15 protein-coding genes and 1 pseudogene are annotated in these 12814 nt (G+C 66.4%); 9 read left to right on the top strand and 7 right to left on the bottom strand.

Annotated features, from left to right (window positions below; all coding sequences use genetic code 11):
- Positions 1-40: 40 nt before the first annotated feature.
- Positions 41-1405 (bottom strand): IS1380 family transposase, encoded by a 1365-nt coding sequence (locus H9L22_RS09740; protein WP_187722649.1) that lies wholly within the window; start codon positions 1403-1405, stop codon positions 41-43.
- A gap of 55 nt (positions 1406-1460) precedes the next feature.
- Between H9L22_RS09740 and H9L22_RS18870 the strand changes: the two genes are divergently transcribed.
- The 4 genes from H9L22_RS18870 (at position 1461) to H9L22_RS09725 (ending at position 4556) form a co-directional block, all read left to right on the top strand.
- On the top strand, positions 1461-2078 hold the full coding sequence (locus H9L22_RS18870) for a helix-turn-helix domain-containing protein (RefSeq protein ID WP_226965777.1): 618 nt from the start codon (positions 1461-1463) through the stop codon (positions 2076-2078).
- Positions 2051-2530, top strand: coding sequence for an IS30 family transposase (locus tag H9L22_RS18865; RefSeq protein WP_226966257.1), 480 nt, complete (start codon positions 2051-2053; stop codon positions 2528-2530). The genes H9L22_RS18870 and H9L22_RS18865 overlap by 28 nt, the downstream gene beginning before the upstream one ends.
- Positions 2531-2548: 18 nt before the next feature.
- A complete protein-coding gene (locus tag H9L22_RS09730) occupies positions 2549-2719 on the top strand; it encodes a hypothetical protein (RefSeq protein WP_226965776.1) in 171 nt (56 codons plus the stop codon).
- Positions 2720-3248: 529 nt separating this feature from the next.
- Entirely contained in the window at positions 3249-4556 is a 1308-nt protein-coding gene (locus H9L22_RS09725) for an ISL3 family transposase (protein ID WP_187719751.1), read from the top strand.
- Here H9L22_RS09725 and H9L22_RS20430 read toward each other — a convergent pair.
- The 4 genes and pseudogenes from H9L22_RS20430 to H9L22_RS09705 all read right to left on the bottom strand — a co-directional run bounded on the left by H9L22_RS20430 (position 4493) and on the right by H9L22_RS09705 (position 8037).
- Positions 4493-4990, bottom strand: coding sequence for an aminotransferase class V-fold PLP-dependent enzyme (locus H9L22_RS20430; RefSeq protein WP_226965775.1), 498 nt, complete (start codon positions 4988-4990; stop codon positions 4493-4495). The two genes, H9L22_RS09725 and H9L22_RS20430, sit on opposite strands and share 64 nt — an antisense overlap.
- Positions 4991-5457: 467 nt before the next feature.
- Positions 5458-6407, bottom strand: a pseudogene (locus H9L22_RS09715) (PLP-dependent cysteine synthase family protein).
- On the bottom strand, positions 6404-7402 hold the full coding sequence (locus H9L22_RS09710; RefSeq protein ID WP_226965773.1) for a ketopantoate reductase family protein: 999 nt from the start codon (positions 7400-7402) through the stop codon (positions 6404-6406). Before H9L22_RS09710 ends, H9L22_RS09715 begins: the two are co-directional and overlap by 4 nt.
- A complete protein-coding gene (locus tag H9L22_RS09705; protein WP_073189407.1) occupies positions 7399-8037 on the bottom strand; it encodes a LysE family translocator in 639 nt (212 codons plus the stop codon). The genes H9L22_RS09710 and H9L22_RS09705 overlap by 4 nt, the downstream gene beginning before the upstream one ends.
- A gap of 66 nt (positions 8038-8103) precedes the next feature.
- On the opposite strand from H9L22_RS09705, the gene H9L22_RS09700 reads away from it, so the two are divergent.
- Together H9L22_RS09700 and H9L22_RS09695 are read left to right on the top strand one after the other, a co-directional pair.
- Positions 8104-8619, top strand: a complete 516-nt coding sequence (locus H9L22_RS09700) for an Lrp/AsnC family transcriptional regulator (protein ID WP_073189405.1) — start codon at positions 8104-8106, stop codon at positions 8617-8619.
- Positions 8620-8767: 148 nt separating this feature from the next.
- Complete coding sequence (locus tag H9L22_RS09695; RefSeq protein WP_187719750.1) at positions 8768-9298, top strand: GNAT family N-acetyltransferase; 531 nt, start codon at positions 8768-8770, stop codon at positions 9296-9298.
- Here the strand turns inward: H9L22_RS09695 and H9L22_RS09690 are convergent.
- Positions 9219-9857, bottom strand: coding sequence for a hypothetical protein (locus H9L22_RS09690; RefSeq protein ID WP_187719749.1), 639 nt, complete (start codon positions 9855-9857; stop codon positions 9219-9221). The two genes, H9L22_RS09695 and H9L22_RS09690, sit on opposite strands and share 80 nt — an antisense overlap.
- On the opposite strand from H9L22_RS09690, the gene H9L22_RS09685 reads away from it, so the two are divergent.
- The 3 genes from H9L22_RS09685 (at position 9835) to H9L22_RS09675 (ending at position 11987) form a co-directional block, all read left to right on the top strand.
- Positions 9835-10257, top strand: coding sequence for a DUF4262 domain-containing protein (locus tag H9L22_RS09685; RefSeq protein ID WP_187719748.1), 423 nt, complete (start codon positions 9835-9837; stop codon positions 10255-10257). The two genes, H9L22_RS09690 and H9L22_RS09685, sit on opposite strands and share 23 nt — an antisense overlap.
- A gap of 207 nt (positions 10258-10464) precedes the next feature.
- Positions 10465-10752 (top strand): helix-turn-helix domain-containing protein, encoded by a 288-nt coding sequence (locus tag H9L22_RS09680; protein WP_187719747.1) that lies wholly within the window; start codon positions 10465-10467, stop codon positions 10750-10752.
- Positions 10749-11987: a type II toxin-antitoxin system HipA family toxin gene (locus tag H9L22_RS09675; RefSeq protein WP_187719746.1), complete on the top strand. Its 1239-nt coding sequence runs from the start codon at positions 10749-10751 to the stop codon at positions 11985-11987. The genes H9L22_RS09680 and H9L22_RS09675 overlap by 4 nt, the downstream gene beginning before the upstream one ends.
- Here the strand turns inward: H9L22_RS09675 and H9L22_RS09670 are convergent.
- Positions 11923-12717 carry a phosphotransferase gene (locus tag H9L22_RS09670; protein WP_226965772.1) on the bottom strand — a complete coding sequence of 265 codons (795 nt, stop codon included), beginning with the start codon at positions 12715-12717 and terminating at the stop codon, positions 11923-11925. The two genes, H9L22_RS09675 and H9L22_RS09670, sit on opposite strands and share 65 nt — an antisense overlap.
- Between the last annotated feature and the right edge of the window lie 97 nt (positions 12718-12814).

The raw sequence follows: 12814 nt of genomic DNA, 5'->3' as shown, positions 1-12814 counted from the left end.
GTTCTCCAGGTTTCCTCGGCTTGGTGCGGACGGGGTGGGGTCAGTGCGGTGGTGGGATCGCGGCGATCCGGGCGAACGCGGCCACCAGGTGCTCGACCCAGGGCCAGGTCTTGGGTAGACGCAGTCGTCGCCGTCGGGCGCCGTGAACGAGTCTTGCCGGGACGTGCAGCAGCCGATACCTGAGTGCCTTTGGTTCGGCTTTGGCGAGGTCGCCGTCGAGGGCGAGCATCTTGAGCCAGGCCACCAGATCGGCGGCGATCATCGTCAGTGCAAGCCAGGTCTGGTTGATGGCGAACTCGCGAGACGGGAAACGTCCCAGCCCAGAATCCTTGGCGTGACGGATCCGGTCCTCGACCCGGGCATGCGCCCGATGCCGGGCCTCCAGGAACTGCAGAGTGCCGCTCGTGGTGTTGGTGGCAAACGCTTGATACCGCCACCCGTCGTGGACTTCGAACAGCGACAGTTGAGCCCCGGGATGGGGGCGTTCGCGGCGCAGGATCACCCTCATCCCGGCCGGCCAACTGGTCAGGTCCAGCAGTCCGGTCAGTTCGGCGACGTCCCCGCCTTCTCGGACCTCACCCTCAGCGGTGAGCGCGGGGGACCACAAGCCTGCGGGAAGTTCGGTGATCGCGGCACGCACCTTCTCGCCGATCGTGAACCCCACGCTGTAGTGCAGCGTCCTGCCTCTGACTTGGCCTTGCGCATGGAGCCAGTCCAGCAACTGGTGAGAGGCGCCGGCACCGTCGCAGCGGATCAACAGGTTGCGTCGATACGGCATCGGGATCTGGGTGATCGCCTCTCCCAGGACCTGAATGTGGTCGGCGGCCGTGTTCGACCCCGCCCGGCCGGTCCGCAGCGCGGCGGCGAGGAACTCGCCCGTGTTGTCGCACCACACACCGATCGGGTGATGCCCGAACGTCCTCTTAAACGTCGGCGACGCCAACTCCTTCTCCGAATGCGTCACCACGATCGTGGCATCGACATCCAACACCACCGTGCTGCCGAGATCGGTCCCGGCGACCTTCGAGGCCGGGACACCGCCAGCGGCTGTCAGTTGGGCCCAGACGTGGCGACGGACGCGGGCCCGGGCCGCCTGGATCTTCCTGCGCCTGGCGTCGGTGACCTCGTCCAACGCCCGCCACACCGTCGGAGCAGACGCGACCGGCCCCAGCACCTGCCCCTGGTGGCGCAGCACGTCGATGTCGGAGATCGCCTCCCCGCCGTCGGCGAGCATCACCGCGACATCGGTCAGTACCTGGCCGCGGTCATGCACCGAGGGGATGAACGAACGCCGGGCCATCGCCGTCAATAGGGCTCCGGTCAGGCCGGTGTTCTCGGCCAGCATCCTGAGTCCAATGCTGCCGGCGTGGGCGATCACCGCGCCGCCATCGCCGGTCACGGACATACCGGTGGACCACGAAGTACGCTTCACCTACGGAGTGCCTTGGCAGTGTCATACCGTGGAAGCAACACTGCAGGTTGATGAGAGGTTCTCCGGCGTGACGCAACGACGACCACTGACCGCCCACGACAGGGCCGAGATCTCCACAGGTCTGAAGGCCGGCTGGGGTATCCGACGGATCGCGGTCCACCTTGACCGGGCCCCGTCCGTCATCAGCCGTGAAGTCCGTCGTAACGCCACCAAGACCTGCGGCTACCGCGTGGTCCGAGCCGACGTCGAGGCCCAGCGCCGCCGCCGACGCCCCCAGACCCGCAAAATCGATGCCGACCCGGTACTGCGGGCCCGCGTGCTGGGCGACCTGAAACGATCCCGAACACCACGCCAGATCGCTGGACGGTTGCGTCTGGAGGCCACTGACCCCACTGTGGAGACCATGGTCCACTCCACACCCGCTGATGGTGCTCAGGTCTCCCATGAGGCGATCTACCGGTTCATCTACGCCCTCCCCAAGGGCGAGCTGGCCCGTAACTCGGTGATGCTCAGGTCCAAGCGCACCAGCCGTAAACCACGCTCAAAGGAAGGGCGCGGAGCGCCGATCGTCGCGATGGTCTCGATCGATGACCGGCCCGCTGACGTCCCGAACGCAGGATCCCCGGCGCGTGGGAGGGAGACCTGATCATCGGTGCCCACGGCAAATCAGCGGCAGCCACGCTGGTTGAACGCGTCACCCGTTTCACAGTCATCTGCGGCCTTCCCGAAGGGAAGAAAGCCGTCGCGGTAGCCGACACGGTGGCCGAGCGGATGTGGCCCTTCCCTGAGGTACTACGAACCTCGCTGACCTGGGACCAGGGCACAGAGATGGCCGAGCATGCCCGGTTGACCGCTGCTGTGAACCTGCCTGTCTACTTCGCCCATCCCCGCTCGCCATGGGAACGGGGCACCAACGAAAACACCAACGGCCTGATCCGGGAGTACCTACCCAAGGGGACCTACATCACCAGCAACCAGGCCTACCTCGACGCGATCGCTGATGAACTCAACGACCGCCCCCGAGCATCCCTTGGCTTCTACACCCCAAGAGAAAAATTCGAAGCCCTCCTCGCAGCCGATGTTGCTTCGACGAATTGACACCGCCCGCTCCACATCTTGAGAGACGCCAGTCGAAACGATGTGCTTGCCCGCGTCAAAGCCGACGACTACGGCGGCTACATCGTCGTCAGAGCCAACGGACACTACAAGGCAGGCGAGACCGAGCAGACCCGCGTCGGAGGCAAGTCCTGGTCAGAGATCGTCAGTCTTTTGAAGAACAGCCACTGAGCCGAACCCTACTGGGGAGGTGACCACACATCGGTTGCCTCCCCAGTTCTTGTGTCCAGGGAGAGCACCAGTCTGCCGATCCAAGGCCTCACCGCCGCTCAGCGGGCGCGAGTGGTCGTGGTGGTCGATGAACTCGGCCTCGACTGACAGCATCCAGGCAGTCGCTGATCCTCGTGAGAAGGGCCGCGGCTGGGCTTTGGCGCGGCACGTCGTCGCCGCGACGCTCGTGCGCTCCGCTGAGGGTGCAGTCGGCGCGATCGTCCGCCTGGCCATGCTTCGGGCCTGCCCAGTTGGGTCGCGGGGCTGCCGCCGCCCGTGACGCGGGCTGTGGTTCCGGCGGTGCTGCATGTGTTTCAGATACGCATATCGTCAGTGTCCTGGGTGATGAGGGTATCGATCACGTAGTCGACGGAAGCGATAAGTGGCTCTTCACAATCGAGGTTCGGGGTTGCGGCGTGGCGGTTGGCTGAGGGGGTCGAGGCCCTCCGAAGATGGAAGTTCTCACGCTCCCCATCTGGAAGACCTCGACGTGTCCGACGCTACCTTCACGTGCCCTGATCTGACTAGTTTCTGCCGGCTCGACGGCCTTGGGTTGGAGGTCACCGGGCAGCGCATCGAGCCCGATCGTGCGATCCTGGGCTGCCGCCCGGTCGAGGCCGATGACTGGTGCCGAGACTGTGGCGGCCAGGGCTTCATCCGTGGCTCCGTGGTGCGACGCTTGTCGCATGTCCCGCTGGGGTGGCGCCCTACCGTGCTGCAGGTGCGGCTCCGGCGCTATCGGTGCATCGAGTGCGGGCGGGTGTGGCGCCAAGACACCAGCGCCGCAGCCGAGCCGCGTTCGAAGCTGTCGCGCGCGGCGCTGCGTTGGGGACTGGAAGGACTTGTGGTCCAACACCTGAGCATGTCCAGGATCGCGGCCGGTCTCGACGTCGCGTGGAACACCGCCAACGACGCCGTGCTGGCAGAAGGACAGCGCGTCCTCATCAGCGACCCGGCCCGGTTCGACGGGGTCAAGGTGATCGGGGTCGATGAGCACTGCTGGCGCCATACCCGCCATGGTGAGAAGTACGTGACCGTGATCATCGACCTCACCCCGACCAGGGACGGCACCGGCTCGGCACGTTTGTTGGACATGCTCGAGGGCCGCTCGAAACAGGTGTTCAAGAGCTGGCTCGCCGCCCGCCCCCACGGTTGGCGCGACGGGATCGAGGTGGTCGCGATGGACGGCTTCACCGGATACAAGACCGCGGCGGTCGAGGAACTCCACCACGCGACCGCCGTGATGGACCCGTTCCACGTCGTCCGGCTTGCCGGCGAAGCGCTCACGCGCTGCCGACAGCGCGTCCAGCAAGACACCTGCGGGCATCGGGGCCGCGCCGGGGATCCGCTCTACCGCGCCCGCCGCACCTTGCTCACCGGTGTCGACCTCCTCACCGACAAGCAGGTCGCCCGTCTGGAGGGGCTGTTCGCAGACGAGCAGCACGCCGAAGTCCACGCGACCTGGAGCATCTACCAGCGCCTCGTCGTGGCGTACAGGCAACCCGACAAGAAGCTGGGACGGTTCCTGCTCGACGGTGTGATCGACGCGATCAGCAGCGGCGTCCCGAAGGAACTCGTCGAGCTCATCAGCCTGGGCCGGACCCTCCACCGACGTGCGGCCGACGTACTCGCGTTCTTCGACCGACCCGGCACCAGCAACGGCCCTACCGAAGCGATCAACGGACGCCTCGAACACCTCCGCGGGATCGCGCTCGGCTTCCGGAACCTCACCCACTACATAGCCAGAAGTCTCCTCGAAACCGGAGGATTCAAACCCCGTCTACACCCTCGATTGTGAAGAGCCGATTCAGTGACGCGCGCACATGCCCAGGGGAGTCCGCCCTGTTCCAGAATCCATGCAAGTTGACTGTTGAGCAGGTGAAGCGTCACGAGCGCTGGTGTATTGAGGGTCTGGTCGAGCCGAGAGTTGTCCAACGCGCTCTTCAGGCTGAGGGACTCCGGGATGTATCGATCCGAGGTCGCGATTCGTTCGATTCGCTCGATCGCGGCGGGGGAGACGAGCGCGACCCACAGCCCTCCGTCAGAGCCGAGATTCTTCTGTGGGGCGAAATAGTACACGTCGGTATCAGTGGCGTCGAACGTCATCCCCCCGGCAGCGCTGGTCGCATCGATGACGGTCAGTGCGCCCTGGGCGTTGACTCGATGAACGGGGGCCGCAACTCCGGTGGACGTCTCATTGTGCGGCCAAGCGTAAAGATCGATATCAGGCATGATTTCTGAGTCTGAGCGCGTACCTGGAAGCGCGGCGCGAACATCGGGGGCGGACAGCCAAGGCGCGTGTGCAGCAGCGGCGAACTTGTTGCCGAACTCCCGAAGGTGAGGTGTTGACTTCTCTGTTCGATGAGGCCGAATGCTGCGGCATCCCAGAAGGCTGTCGAGCCTCCGTTTCCGAGAATGACCTCATACCCGTCCGGTGCCGCGAACAAGGTGGACAGTTGAGCCTTGATGTTCGCCACAAGCGCTTTGACGGGGGCTTGTCTGTGGGACGTGCCGATGAGTGAAACGCCATCTGTATGGAGCGCGTCGAGTTGGGCTGCGCGTATCTTCGCGGGACCCGAACCGAATCTCCCGTCAGAAGGGAGGAGCTGTCGGGGAATGATGATTGTCATGCTTCTCTCCGGTCGTAGGTCGATTGTCAGAGCTGAATCTGGTGGTGGACGTACTCGATTCTGAACCAGTTACTGGTCGATGCCCGCTCGGTACAGGTCGCCCGCCAAGTACTTGAGGCCGGTGTCGCAGGCGACGGTCGCCACGGTTCGCCCGGGCCCGAACTCTTTCGCCAGGTGGAGTGCACCCGCGATGTTGAAAGCGCTGGATGTCCCTGTGAAGACACCCTCGTCGCGCGCCAGCGGGACTGCCAGCTCTCTGGCGCTCTGCTCATCGACGGTGAGCACTCGGTCGTACATGTCGGAGGGCAGCAGCGGAGGGACGATCCCGGTCGCAATGCCCTCGACGTGGTGCGGACCCGCATGGCCCGCGCTGACCATCGGGGAGGTCGTTGGTTCGAGGGCCGTGACGGAGACCTCGGGGAGCGCAGCTTTCAAGGTTCGGGATACTCCCGCGAGCATTCCTGCGGTGCCGACGGCCGCGCAGAAAGCGTCGATGACGATTCCGCTTCTCTCCGTCTGCTGGAGCAGTTCGTGGCCGAGAACGTCGTATCCGATCAGTGCGTCGGTGTTGTGGAACTGGTCTGTCCAGTACGCACTCTCCTCGTCGACGATGCGATCCACGGCATGCCGCATCCGCTCGAACAGCCCCGGGGTGATCAGCCCGTGGTCGCTCGGCACGATCACGACCTCAGCACCGAAGGCCCGCATGGTCTGCAGCTTCTCCTGGGCGAAGGTGTCGGAGCTCACGATGGTGCACGGGTATCCCTTGACTGCGCACACGTAGGCGAGAGAGGAGCCTGTGCTTCCGCCGGAGTACTCCACGACGCGCTGTCCCGGTCGCTGCGCTCCGCTTCTTCGATGATCGCCAGCGCGATGCGGTCCTTGTAGCTTCCCGTGGGATTGCCTGCCTCGATCTTCACGAGGACCTGCGCTGAACCGTCTGGGACGATGCGATGCAACCGCACCACGGGAGTGTCGCCGATGGTGGCCAGCGAGGAGTCGATCACTCCGCGGCTCATGACGCGGCTGCCATCGCACCGATGAGAGCCTGGTGGTGGGTGCGCAGTTGGAGCAGCGCTGCGTTCAGGAGCGGTGCGGACACTTGGAGTGCTGCCGCACGGATGGCGAGGTCGCCGATGATGTGCTCCGCCTCGACGGGGTCGCCGTGCCGGAGGTCGCGGTAGAGCGACGAGGTGAACGCTGAGCCCGATTCGGTGAGCAGGCCGAGGGACTGTGCATGCCCTGCCGCGCTCACTGGGTGGCCGGCGGCTTCCGCGATCTGCTCGCACTCGGCGATCGCCTGGAGGATCTGCGCTTCGCCTCCGGCGGCGAGAATGTCGCCGATGGTGCCGCGGAACAGGCAGGTGATGACGCCGGCGGCGGCGATGAAGGCCCACTTCTCCCACAGCCGCGAGGCGATGTCGTCCACGACCTCCAGTGCGATGCCGTCGACATCGAGCGTCCGGCTGATGTTGTCGGGCACGGCATCACCAAGCAGCCCGCCGATAGTGAGGCTGCACAGCGGGGTCATCTGCACGACGGTCGCGTCTTCGTCCAATGTCGCGACGATCTTCACGATGCCTCCGAGGACTCGTCCCGGGAAGGCACGCTCCAGCAGGTCGATGTGGGCCATGCCGTTGAGCAGCGGGACGACGCAGGTCTGTGGGCCGATCGCAGGAGCGAGCGTCGGGATGATCGCTGCCAGCGCCGGTGCCTTGACTGCGACGATCACGAGGTCGAGAGGATCTGCGTGGTCCAGCGCGGTGACGGCGCGCACCGTGTGCATGCCGTCCACGTCAGGTGCGCGGAAGCGTAGTCCGTCGGCGGCGAGTTGCGCTGCGCGGCGTTCTCGGACGAGGAACGTCACGTCCTGTCCAGCGGAGATGAGTCGCGCCCCGAGGGCTCCGCCGGTGGCTCCTGCTCCGATGATGAGGGTTCGTGTCATATGCCGAGGTTCCTTTAATGAGTTGCCGGGCCGGAGCCAGTCGATGAGTCCGCTGCCCGTCGCGTTCACGTGCCGGGGCTGATGAGGCCGTAGGTGGTGCTGGCAAGCAGTCCAGCACCGATGATCAGCAGTGTGATGCCGCCCAGGAGAGTGATGAGCCGGTCCGCGGCCGGGGACCGGTGGAAGCCGAACAGCCGGATCAGCGCGATCGTCACCGTCCACCACAATCCTGCGCCGAGCACGACGGCGGCGCACAGTGCCACGGTCCGCATCTCCGCTCCGTCGCCATGTCCGATGAACTGGGGCAGGATCGCCGCGAAGAAGAGCAGCGCCTTCGGGTTGGTCGCGTTCGTGACGAATCCGCGTGCGTAACCGCCCTGTGTCCGGTGCCCGATGTCCTCGGTGGCGTCAGGTTCGGCGCTGGGGGCGGCCCGAAGCATGCTCGTGCCCATCCACAGCAGCACTCCTGCTCCGATCAGCTGCACGATGGTCAGCGCCCCTGGCGCGGACACCAGCAGGGCGGTCGCACCGGCGGCAGCGAGCAGCGCGTGCAGCATCAGGCCGGCGACGATCCCCACTGCAGTGGATGCGCCTTCTCGGACGCCGCGGGTCGCCGCGTGCACGACGAGCACGAGGTCCGGGCCGGGGACCGCCAGCGCTACCAGCAGCGCGAGGGCGAACGCCGCCCAGGACTCTGCTCCCACCTGTGCCTCCGATCTGTAGGCTGTTCCGGACACCAGGTTATGGGCCGGATTCGTTACTATGTCTACATGCGTGAACCTCAGATGAAATCAGATCGACTGCCCGAACTGGATTCGGTGGACTGGGCGATCCTCGAACTACTGCAGGTGGATGCGACGATGCCGAACAAGGACATCGCCGCCAAGGTCGGCGTGGCTCCGAGCACCTGCCTGGAGCGCATCCGGCGGATGCGCCGCAACGGCACCATCGTCGCTACCCGTGCGCATGTGGCCCCGAGCCTGCTCGGCAAGGGTGAGCAGGCGTTCCTCGGCATTCAGATCCGCCCGCATGCCCGCGACACGGCCAACGACTTCGTGCAGAAGGCGCTGGCACTGCCGGAGACGCTTGCGCTCTACAACGTCAGCGGCAGCGATGACTACCTCGTCCACGTCGCAGTCGCCAACAGCACCGAGTTGCAGACCCTCATCATCGACAAGCTGCTGGCGCTGCCGCAGGTCGCGCACTGTCGGACGCAGCTGATCTTCGGCGAGCCCTTGGTAGCCCCGCTGCGGCACCGCCCCTCGGCCGGCGCGCCGCGCGGCTGAGACCATCATCTCTGCCATTGCGTCACCACCAGGAAGTGGTATGCGGCGGAACGCGTTCGGGTGCAGATCGGCGCGGTACGGTCGGACCGACATCACGATGGATTCCTCTCATGGCAATGGTCGGAGAGACGATTGAAGGACACTGAGCATGGCGCTGACCTTTCGACGAGCAGTGGCGACTGACACCGCCGTCGCGCAGCAGGCGTACCGGCTGATCATCGATCACCTGGCCGAGACCGTGGACTTCCCGCACTGGCATACCGAGAACCACCCCACCCCCGAGGAGGTCGTCGGCTGGGTCGAGGCCGGCGAGCTCTATCTCGCGCTCGATGAGGGCGGCGAGACCGCTGGGGTCACAGTGCTCAACCACGACGCCGTGGACGCCTACCGAGAAGCCGCGTGGACCATCGAGGCGGAGCCGCATGAGGTCCTCGTCGTGCACGCTCTGGGCGTCGTGCCCGACTATCTGGGCACGGGAGTGTCACGCTTCCTCGTGGATGCGACGCTCCAGGTCGCCCGCGAGCAGGGCTGCAAGGCCGTCCGCCTGGACACCTACGTCGAGAACATCCCCGCGCGAAAGCTCTATGAGCGCCACGGCTTCACCGACCTGGGCTGCCACACGGTGGTCTACGAGGGCACCGATCTGAGCCAGTTCCACCTGTTCGAGTACGTGCTCTGAGCCCTGATCCAGCCCAGAGCACGCACATCCCGTGCGGGCGGCTGCTAAGTGCTGCTGCGTCGTCGACCTTTTGAACCCGCCACGTGACTGCCGTCCTCCGGCTGAAGCACCCGTCCCGGAACGCCTGATGGACGCGGAGGACGACTTCGTCGTTGCCGGCGTCGAGCCAGTCCAGCGTCGCGATGCCATCGGCGAGGAGGTCCACGCGGAAGTCGTAGGGGTGGTCAAGTATCAGTTCGACGTCGTTGGCTCGTGCCCACGCGAAGATCCCGAGTTTGAGGGAGATGGCTTGCGTCCACTGGGTCCCTGCGGCGGGCCGCACGGTGACACCGTCCGGGTAGCCCCGTTCGACGCCGAACCCTACGAGGTGTCCGCCCCGCCTGATCGTGAGCCTCCAGACGTCCATCTGCTGCGGGCCCCAGAATTCGACCACCTCGCCACCATCGTCCAGCAGGCGCTGCGCGAACTGCGAGGCAACCCGGTCGCGCTCGGGGTGCGTCAGGTGCTTCAGGAATCGGGGCAGATTCCTGAGGTCGATGCCGTCGTCCGGTGCGGTCACCGCGTTCGCCTACACAGTCGGGCTGTTCGGAATCGGGCACCCGGAGCTCATCGTCTTCGGGCTCGACGCCGAGTCCGCGTACGGCACCCTCTACTGGTTCTTCGATGAGGTCAAGCGGGGAAGGGTGCTCGCGCCCGACGAGATCGTCAGTCCGCCCGGCAGTGACACCCGCTTCCTGGTCGAGCGGTTCCCGAACCCCGGGTCGGTGGTCTTCGCCGCCAACCGCTTCCATGGGCGGTCCCGTCGGTCATCGGTCCCGTGTACCAGCTCACGTGGGATGTCGCTGGGGCGTTCCCCCGGGAGGAGGGCTACCGGTACCCGGCAACGCTGCAGCCCCGGCCGGGCGATTTCGTCGAATGGCTGGGTTAGGGGGTCGTCGGGATGGGGCAGGGGACCTTGAATGGTTCGCCGCCGGCAACGTCAACGGTGAGCCGGAACGATGGAGAGGGCTGGTGTTCGACCACACCGGGCCACGTGATGCAGGACGGACGTCGTGGAGTTCCGTGTAGGCCTCCGAAGTGCAGCTGGCAGTTCAGTCTGACGAGAATCGTCGTCATAACGGCAAGGTCCGCATGTTACTCTCGTCATAGAGGAGAGGACCATCATCATGGCTGGCTACCGGATCCAGGAGCAGCTGAGTGAGTTCGGCGAGCATGTGCGTGGCTGGCGCATGGTGCTCGGGCTGACCGCTCAGCAGGTCTCCGAGCGTGCGGGCATCACCCGCGACACTCTGAGGAAGGTCGAGTCCGGAGATCCGGGCGTGGGCTTCGGCAATGTCGCCCAGGTGCTGCGAGCGCTGGGTGTGCTCGACCAGGCCGTCGACGCCATCGATCCACTCGAGAGCGACATCGGGCGGCTGCGCGCGGCAAACCTCGCAAAGAAGCGTGCTCGATGACTTCGGTCGAGGTCTTTGTCGATAGGGCTGGCGCCCCGCTTCTGGTCGGCAAGGCACATTTCACCCGCCAGCGCGGCCGGCTCTCAACGACGTTCCTGTATGACGCGGGCTATCTGGCGGGAGACGGCACGAGTATCGACCCCGCGCTGCCGCTGGTCACTGGCACGCAGCACCAGGCGGGTCTCGTCCGAGCTTTCGCAGACAGCGCGCCGGACAGATGGGGCCGAAACTTGATCGAGAAGGCGGAGCGTTCGCGTGCCCGCGGCGAGGACCGGGCGCCGCGCAGGCTGGACGACCTGGACTTCCTTCTCGGTGTCAGCGACGACACCCGCCAGGGTGCCCTGCGGTACCGGCTGGCCGGCCAAGATGCCTTCATCGGCCCGCCGGCCCACGTTCCCCAGTTGATCTCGCTCCCCGAGCTCCTGCATGCCGCCGACGAGCTTGCCTCGGACGGCGACCCCGCGGCGGCGGTGAAGCAACTCCTCGACACGGGCACGACAGGCCTCGGTGGTGCGCGGCCGAAGGCCTCCGTGGGCCTCGAAGACGGTGCGTTGGCAATCGCCAAGTTCCCACACGCCAGTGATCGGTGGGACGTCATGGCCTGGGAAGCCACGGCGTTGGACCTACTGCAGGCGGCAGGCATCAGGGTCCCGCAGCGTCGGCTGACGCGCGTGGGGGAACGCGGCGTGCTCATCCTGCGCCGGTTTGATCGCACGGACCGGGAGCACCGCGTCGGCTACATCAGTGCCATGACGGCGCTGGGAGCCAATGACGGAGACGACCGCGACTACGCCGACATTGCAGCAGCCATCAGGGACCTCTCGCGATCACCCAGGTCGGACCATCGGGAGCTGTTCGACCGGGTCGTTGCCAGTGTCGCCATCGGCAACACGGATGACCATCTGCGCAACCACGGCTTCCTCGCGGACCGAGGCTCCTGGACCCTCAGCCCAGCGTTCGACGTAAACCCGAACCCCGATCTGTGGCGTGCGCGCGCGACCTCGATCATGGGAGCCGAGACGCTGCCCGACGAGGCAGAAGCCCTGCTTGCGCTGGCCGACGAGTGCAGTCTCAGCCTCGAGGAGGCACGCGGCAGGGTTGGACGCATTGCCAGCGCCTTCGCCGGCTGGCGGGAAGCTGCGCGCAGGAATCAGATCCGTGAACAGGAGATCACCATGATGGCCGAGTCGATCGGTCCGCGGCTCGAGGCCGTCGACGCGACGGGCCGACGCTGAATGTCCATGCGGAGAGCGGATCGGATCGCATCAGCGTCACGCCGCGATGGGACGGGCGTGGGTCACGGCCCGACATGCGGCTACGGGGCGCCCGCGACCCGGAGAGCCTTCGCCCACACCTGCGTGTGCCTCTCCACATACCGGGCGACTCCTCGCCAGTGATCCCCGTGCCCCTCGAGGAACATGGACCCCCACGGCTCTCGCCCCTCGCGATGCGCGGACGCGAGCAGGTCGTGCATGGCCCATGTCCGTCGGGGAGCGTATCGAGAAGTGCGTCGCGCAGCGCCTGGTCGGCGCCGTACCCGTCGATGAACGCGCCGAGATGGGCCGCCGCCTCCGCCGGGTCCGCCCCGGCATCGTTCAAGGTGAACGCCTGCACGGAGTAGGCCAGATCCCAGACGCGCGAGCTGGCGGCGGCGCCGTCCCAGTCGATGAAGACCCAGCGCTCCCCGAGGACGAGGTTCCACGGCGTGAGGTCGCCGTGGCACACGAGATCCGGAGCGGGGATCGGGATCAGTGCGGGGCCCAGGCCGAGGTCGTCGCCGTCGATCCCGACACTGGCGTCGTGGATCGCCCGCACCATCGCCCCGACGGTGCGGAGCTGGCCTGGGCTGAGGGCAGGGGAGTCCATCGCGAGCGGCCCGGGGACGAACTCGGTCACGCTCCGGCCCTGGGCGTCGAAGCCGAGGGGTTCGGGAAGATCGATCCCGCGATCGCGAAGCAGCCGCATGTAGCTCTGGATTCCACGAGAGGAGGGTGTCGCCGGTTTGCGGACGGTTCCGCCCACCCGCACGACGCCGGAGCTGGAGTTCCCTCCGGCCAGAGGG

Origin of the sequence: Tessaracoccus defluvii (assembly GCF_014489575.1) — a bacterium.
GTDB classification, from domain to species: domain Bacteria; phylum Actinomycetota; class Actinomycetes; order Propionibacteriales; family Propionibacteriaceae; genus Arachnia; species Arachnia defluvii.
Note: the sequence above shows the minus strand (reverse complement) of the source record. Positions and strands in the feature narration are given on the sequence as shown.

What these genes read in the sequence shown, in the direction of transcription:
- H9L22_RS09740 (WP_187722649.1), bottom strand. Translation starts at nt 1,405, where the DNA reads ATGTCCGTGACCGGCGATGGCGGCGCGGTGATCGCCCACGCCGGCAGC.
- H9L22_RS20430 (WP_226965775.1), bottom strand. Translation starts at nt 4,990, where the DNA reads ATGCCTGATATCGATCTTTACGCTTGGCCGCACAATGAGACGTCCACC.
- H9L22_RS09700 (WP_073189405.1), top strand. Translation starts at nt 8,104, where the DNA reads ATGCGTGAACCTCAGATGAAATCAGATCGACTGCCCGAACTGGATTCG.
- H9L22_RS09695 (WP_187719750.1), top strand. Translation starts at nt 8,768, where the DNA reads ATGGCGCTGACCTTTCGACGAGCAGTGGCGACTGACACCGCCGTCGCG.
- H9L22_RS09685 (WP_187719748.1), top strand. Translation starts at nt 9,835, where the DNA reads ATGCCGTCGTCCGGTGCGGTCACCGCGTTCGCCTACACAGTCGGGCTG.
- H9L22_RS09680 (WP_187719747.1), top strand. Translation starts at nt 10,465, where the DNA reads ATGGCTGGCTACCGGATCCAGGAGCAGCTGAGTGAGTTCGGCGAGCAT.
- H9L22_RS09675 (WP_187719746.1), top strand. Translation starts at nt 10,749, where the DNA reads ATGACTTCGGTCGAGGTCTTTGTCGATAGGGCTGGCGCCCCGCTTCTG.
- H9L22_RS09670 (WP_226965772.1), bottom strand. Translation starts at nt 12,717, where the DNA reads ATGCGGCTGCTTCGCGATCGCGGGATCGATCTTCCCGAACCCCTCGGC.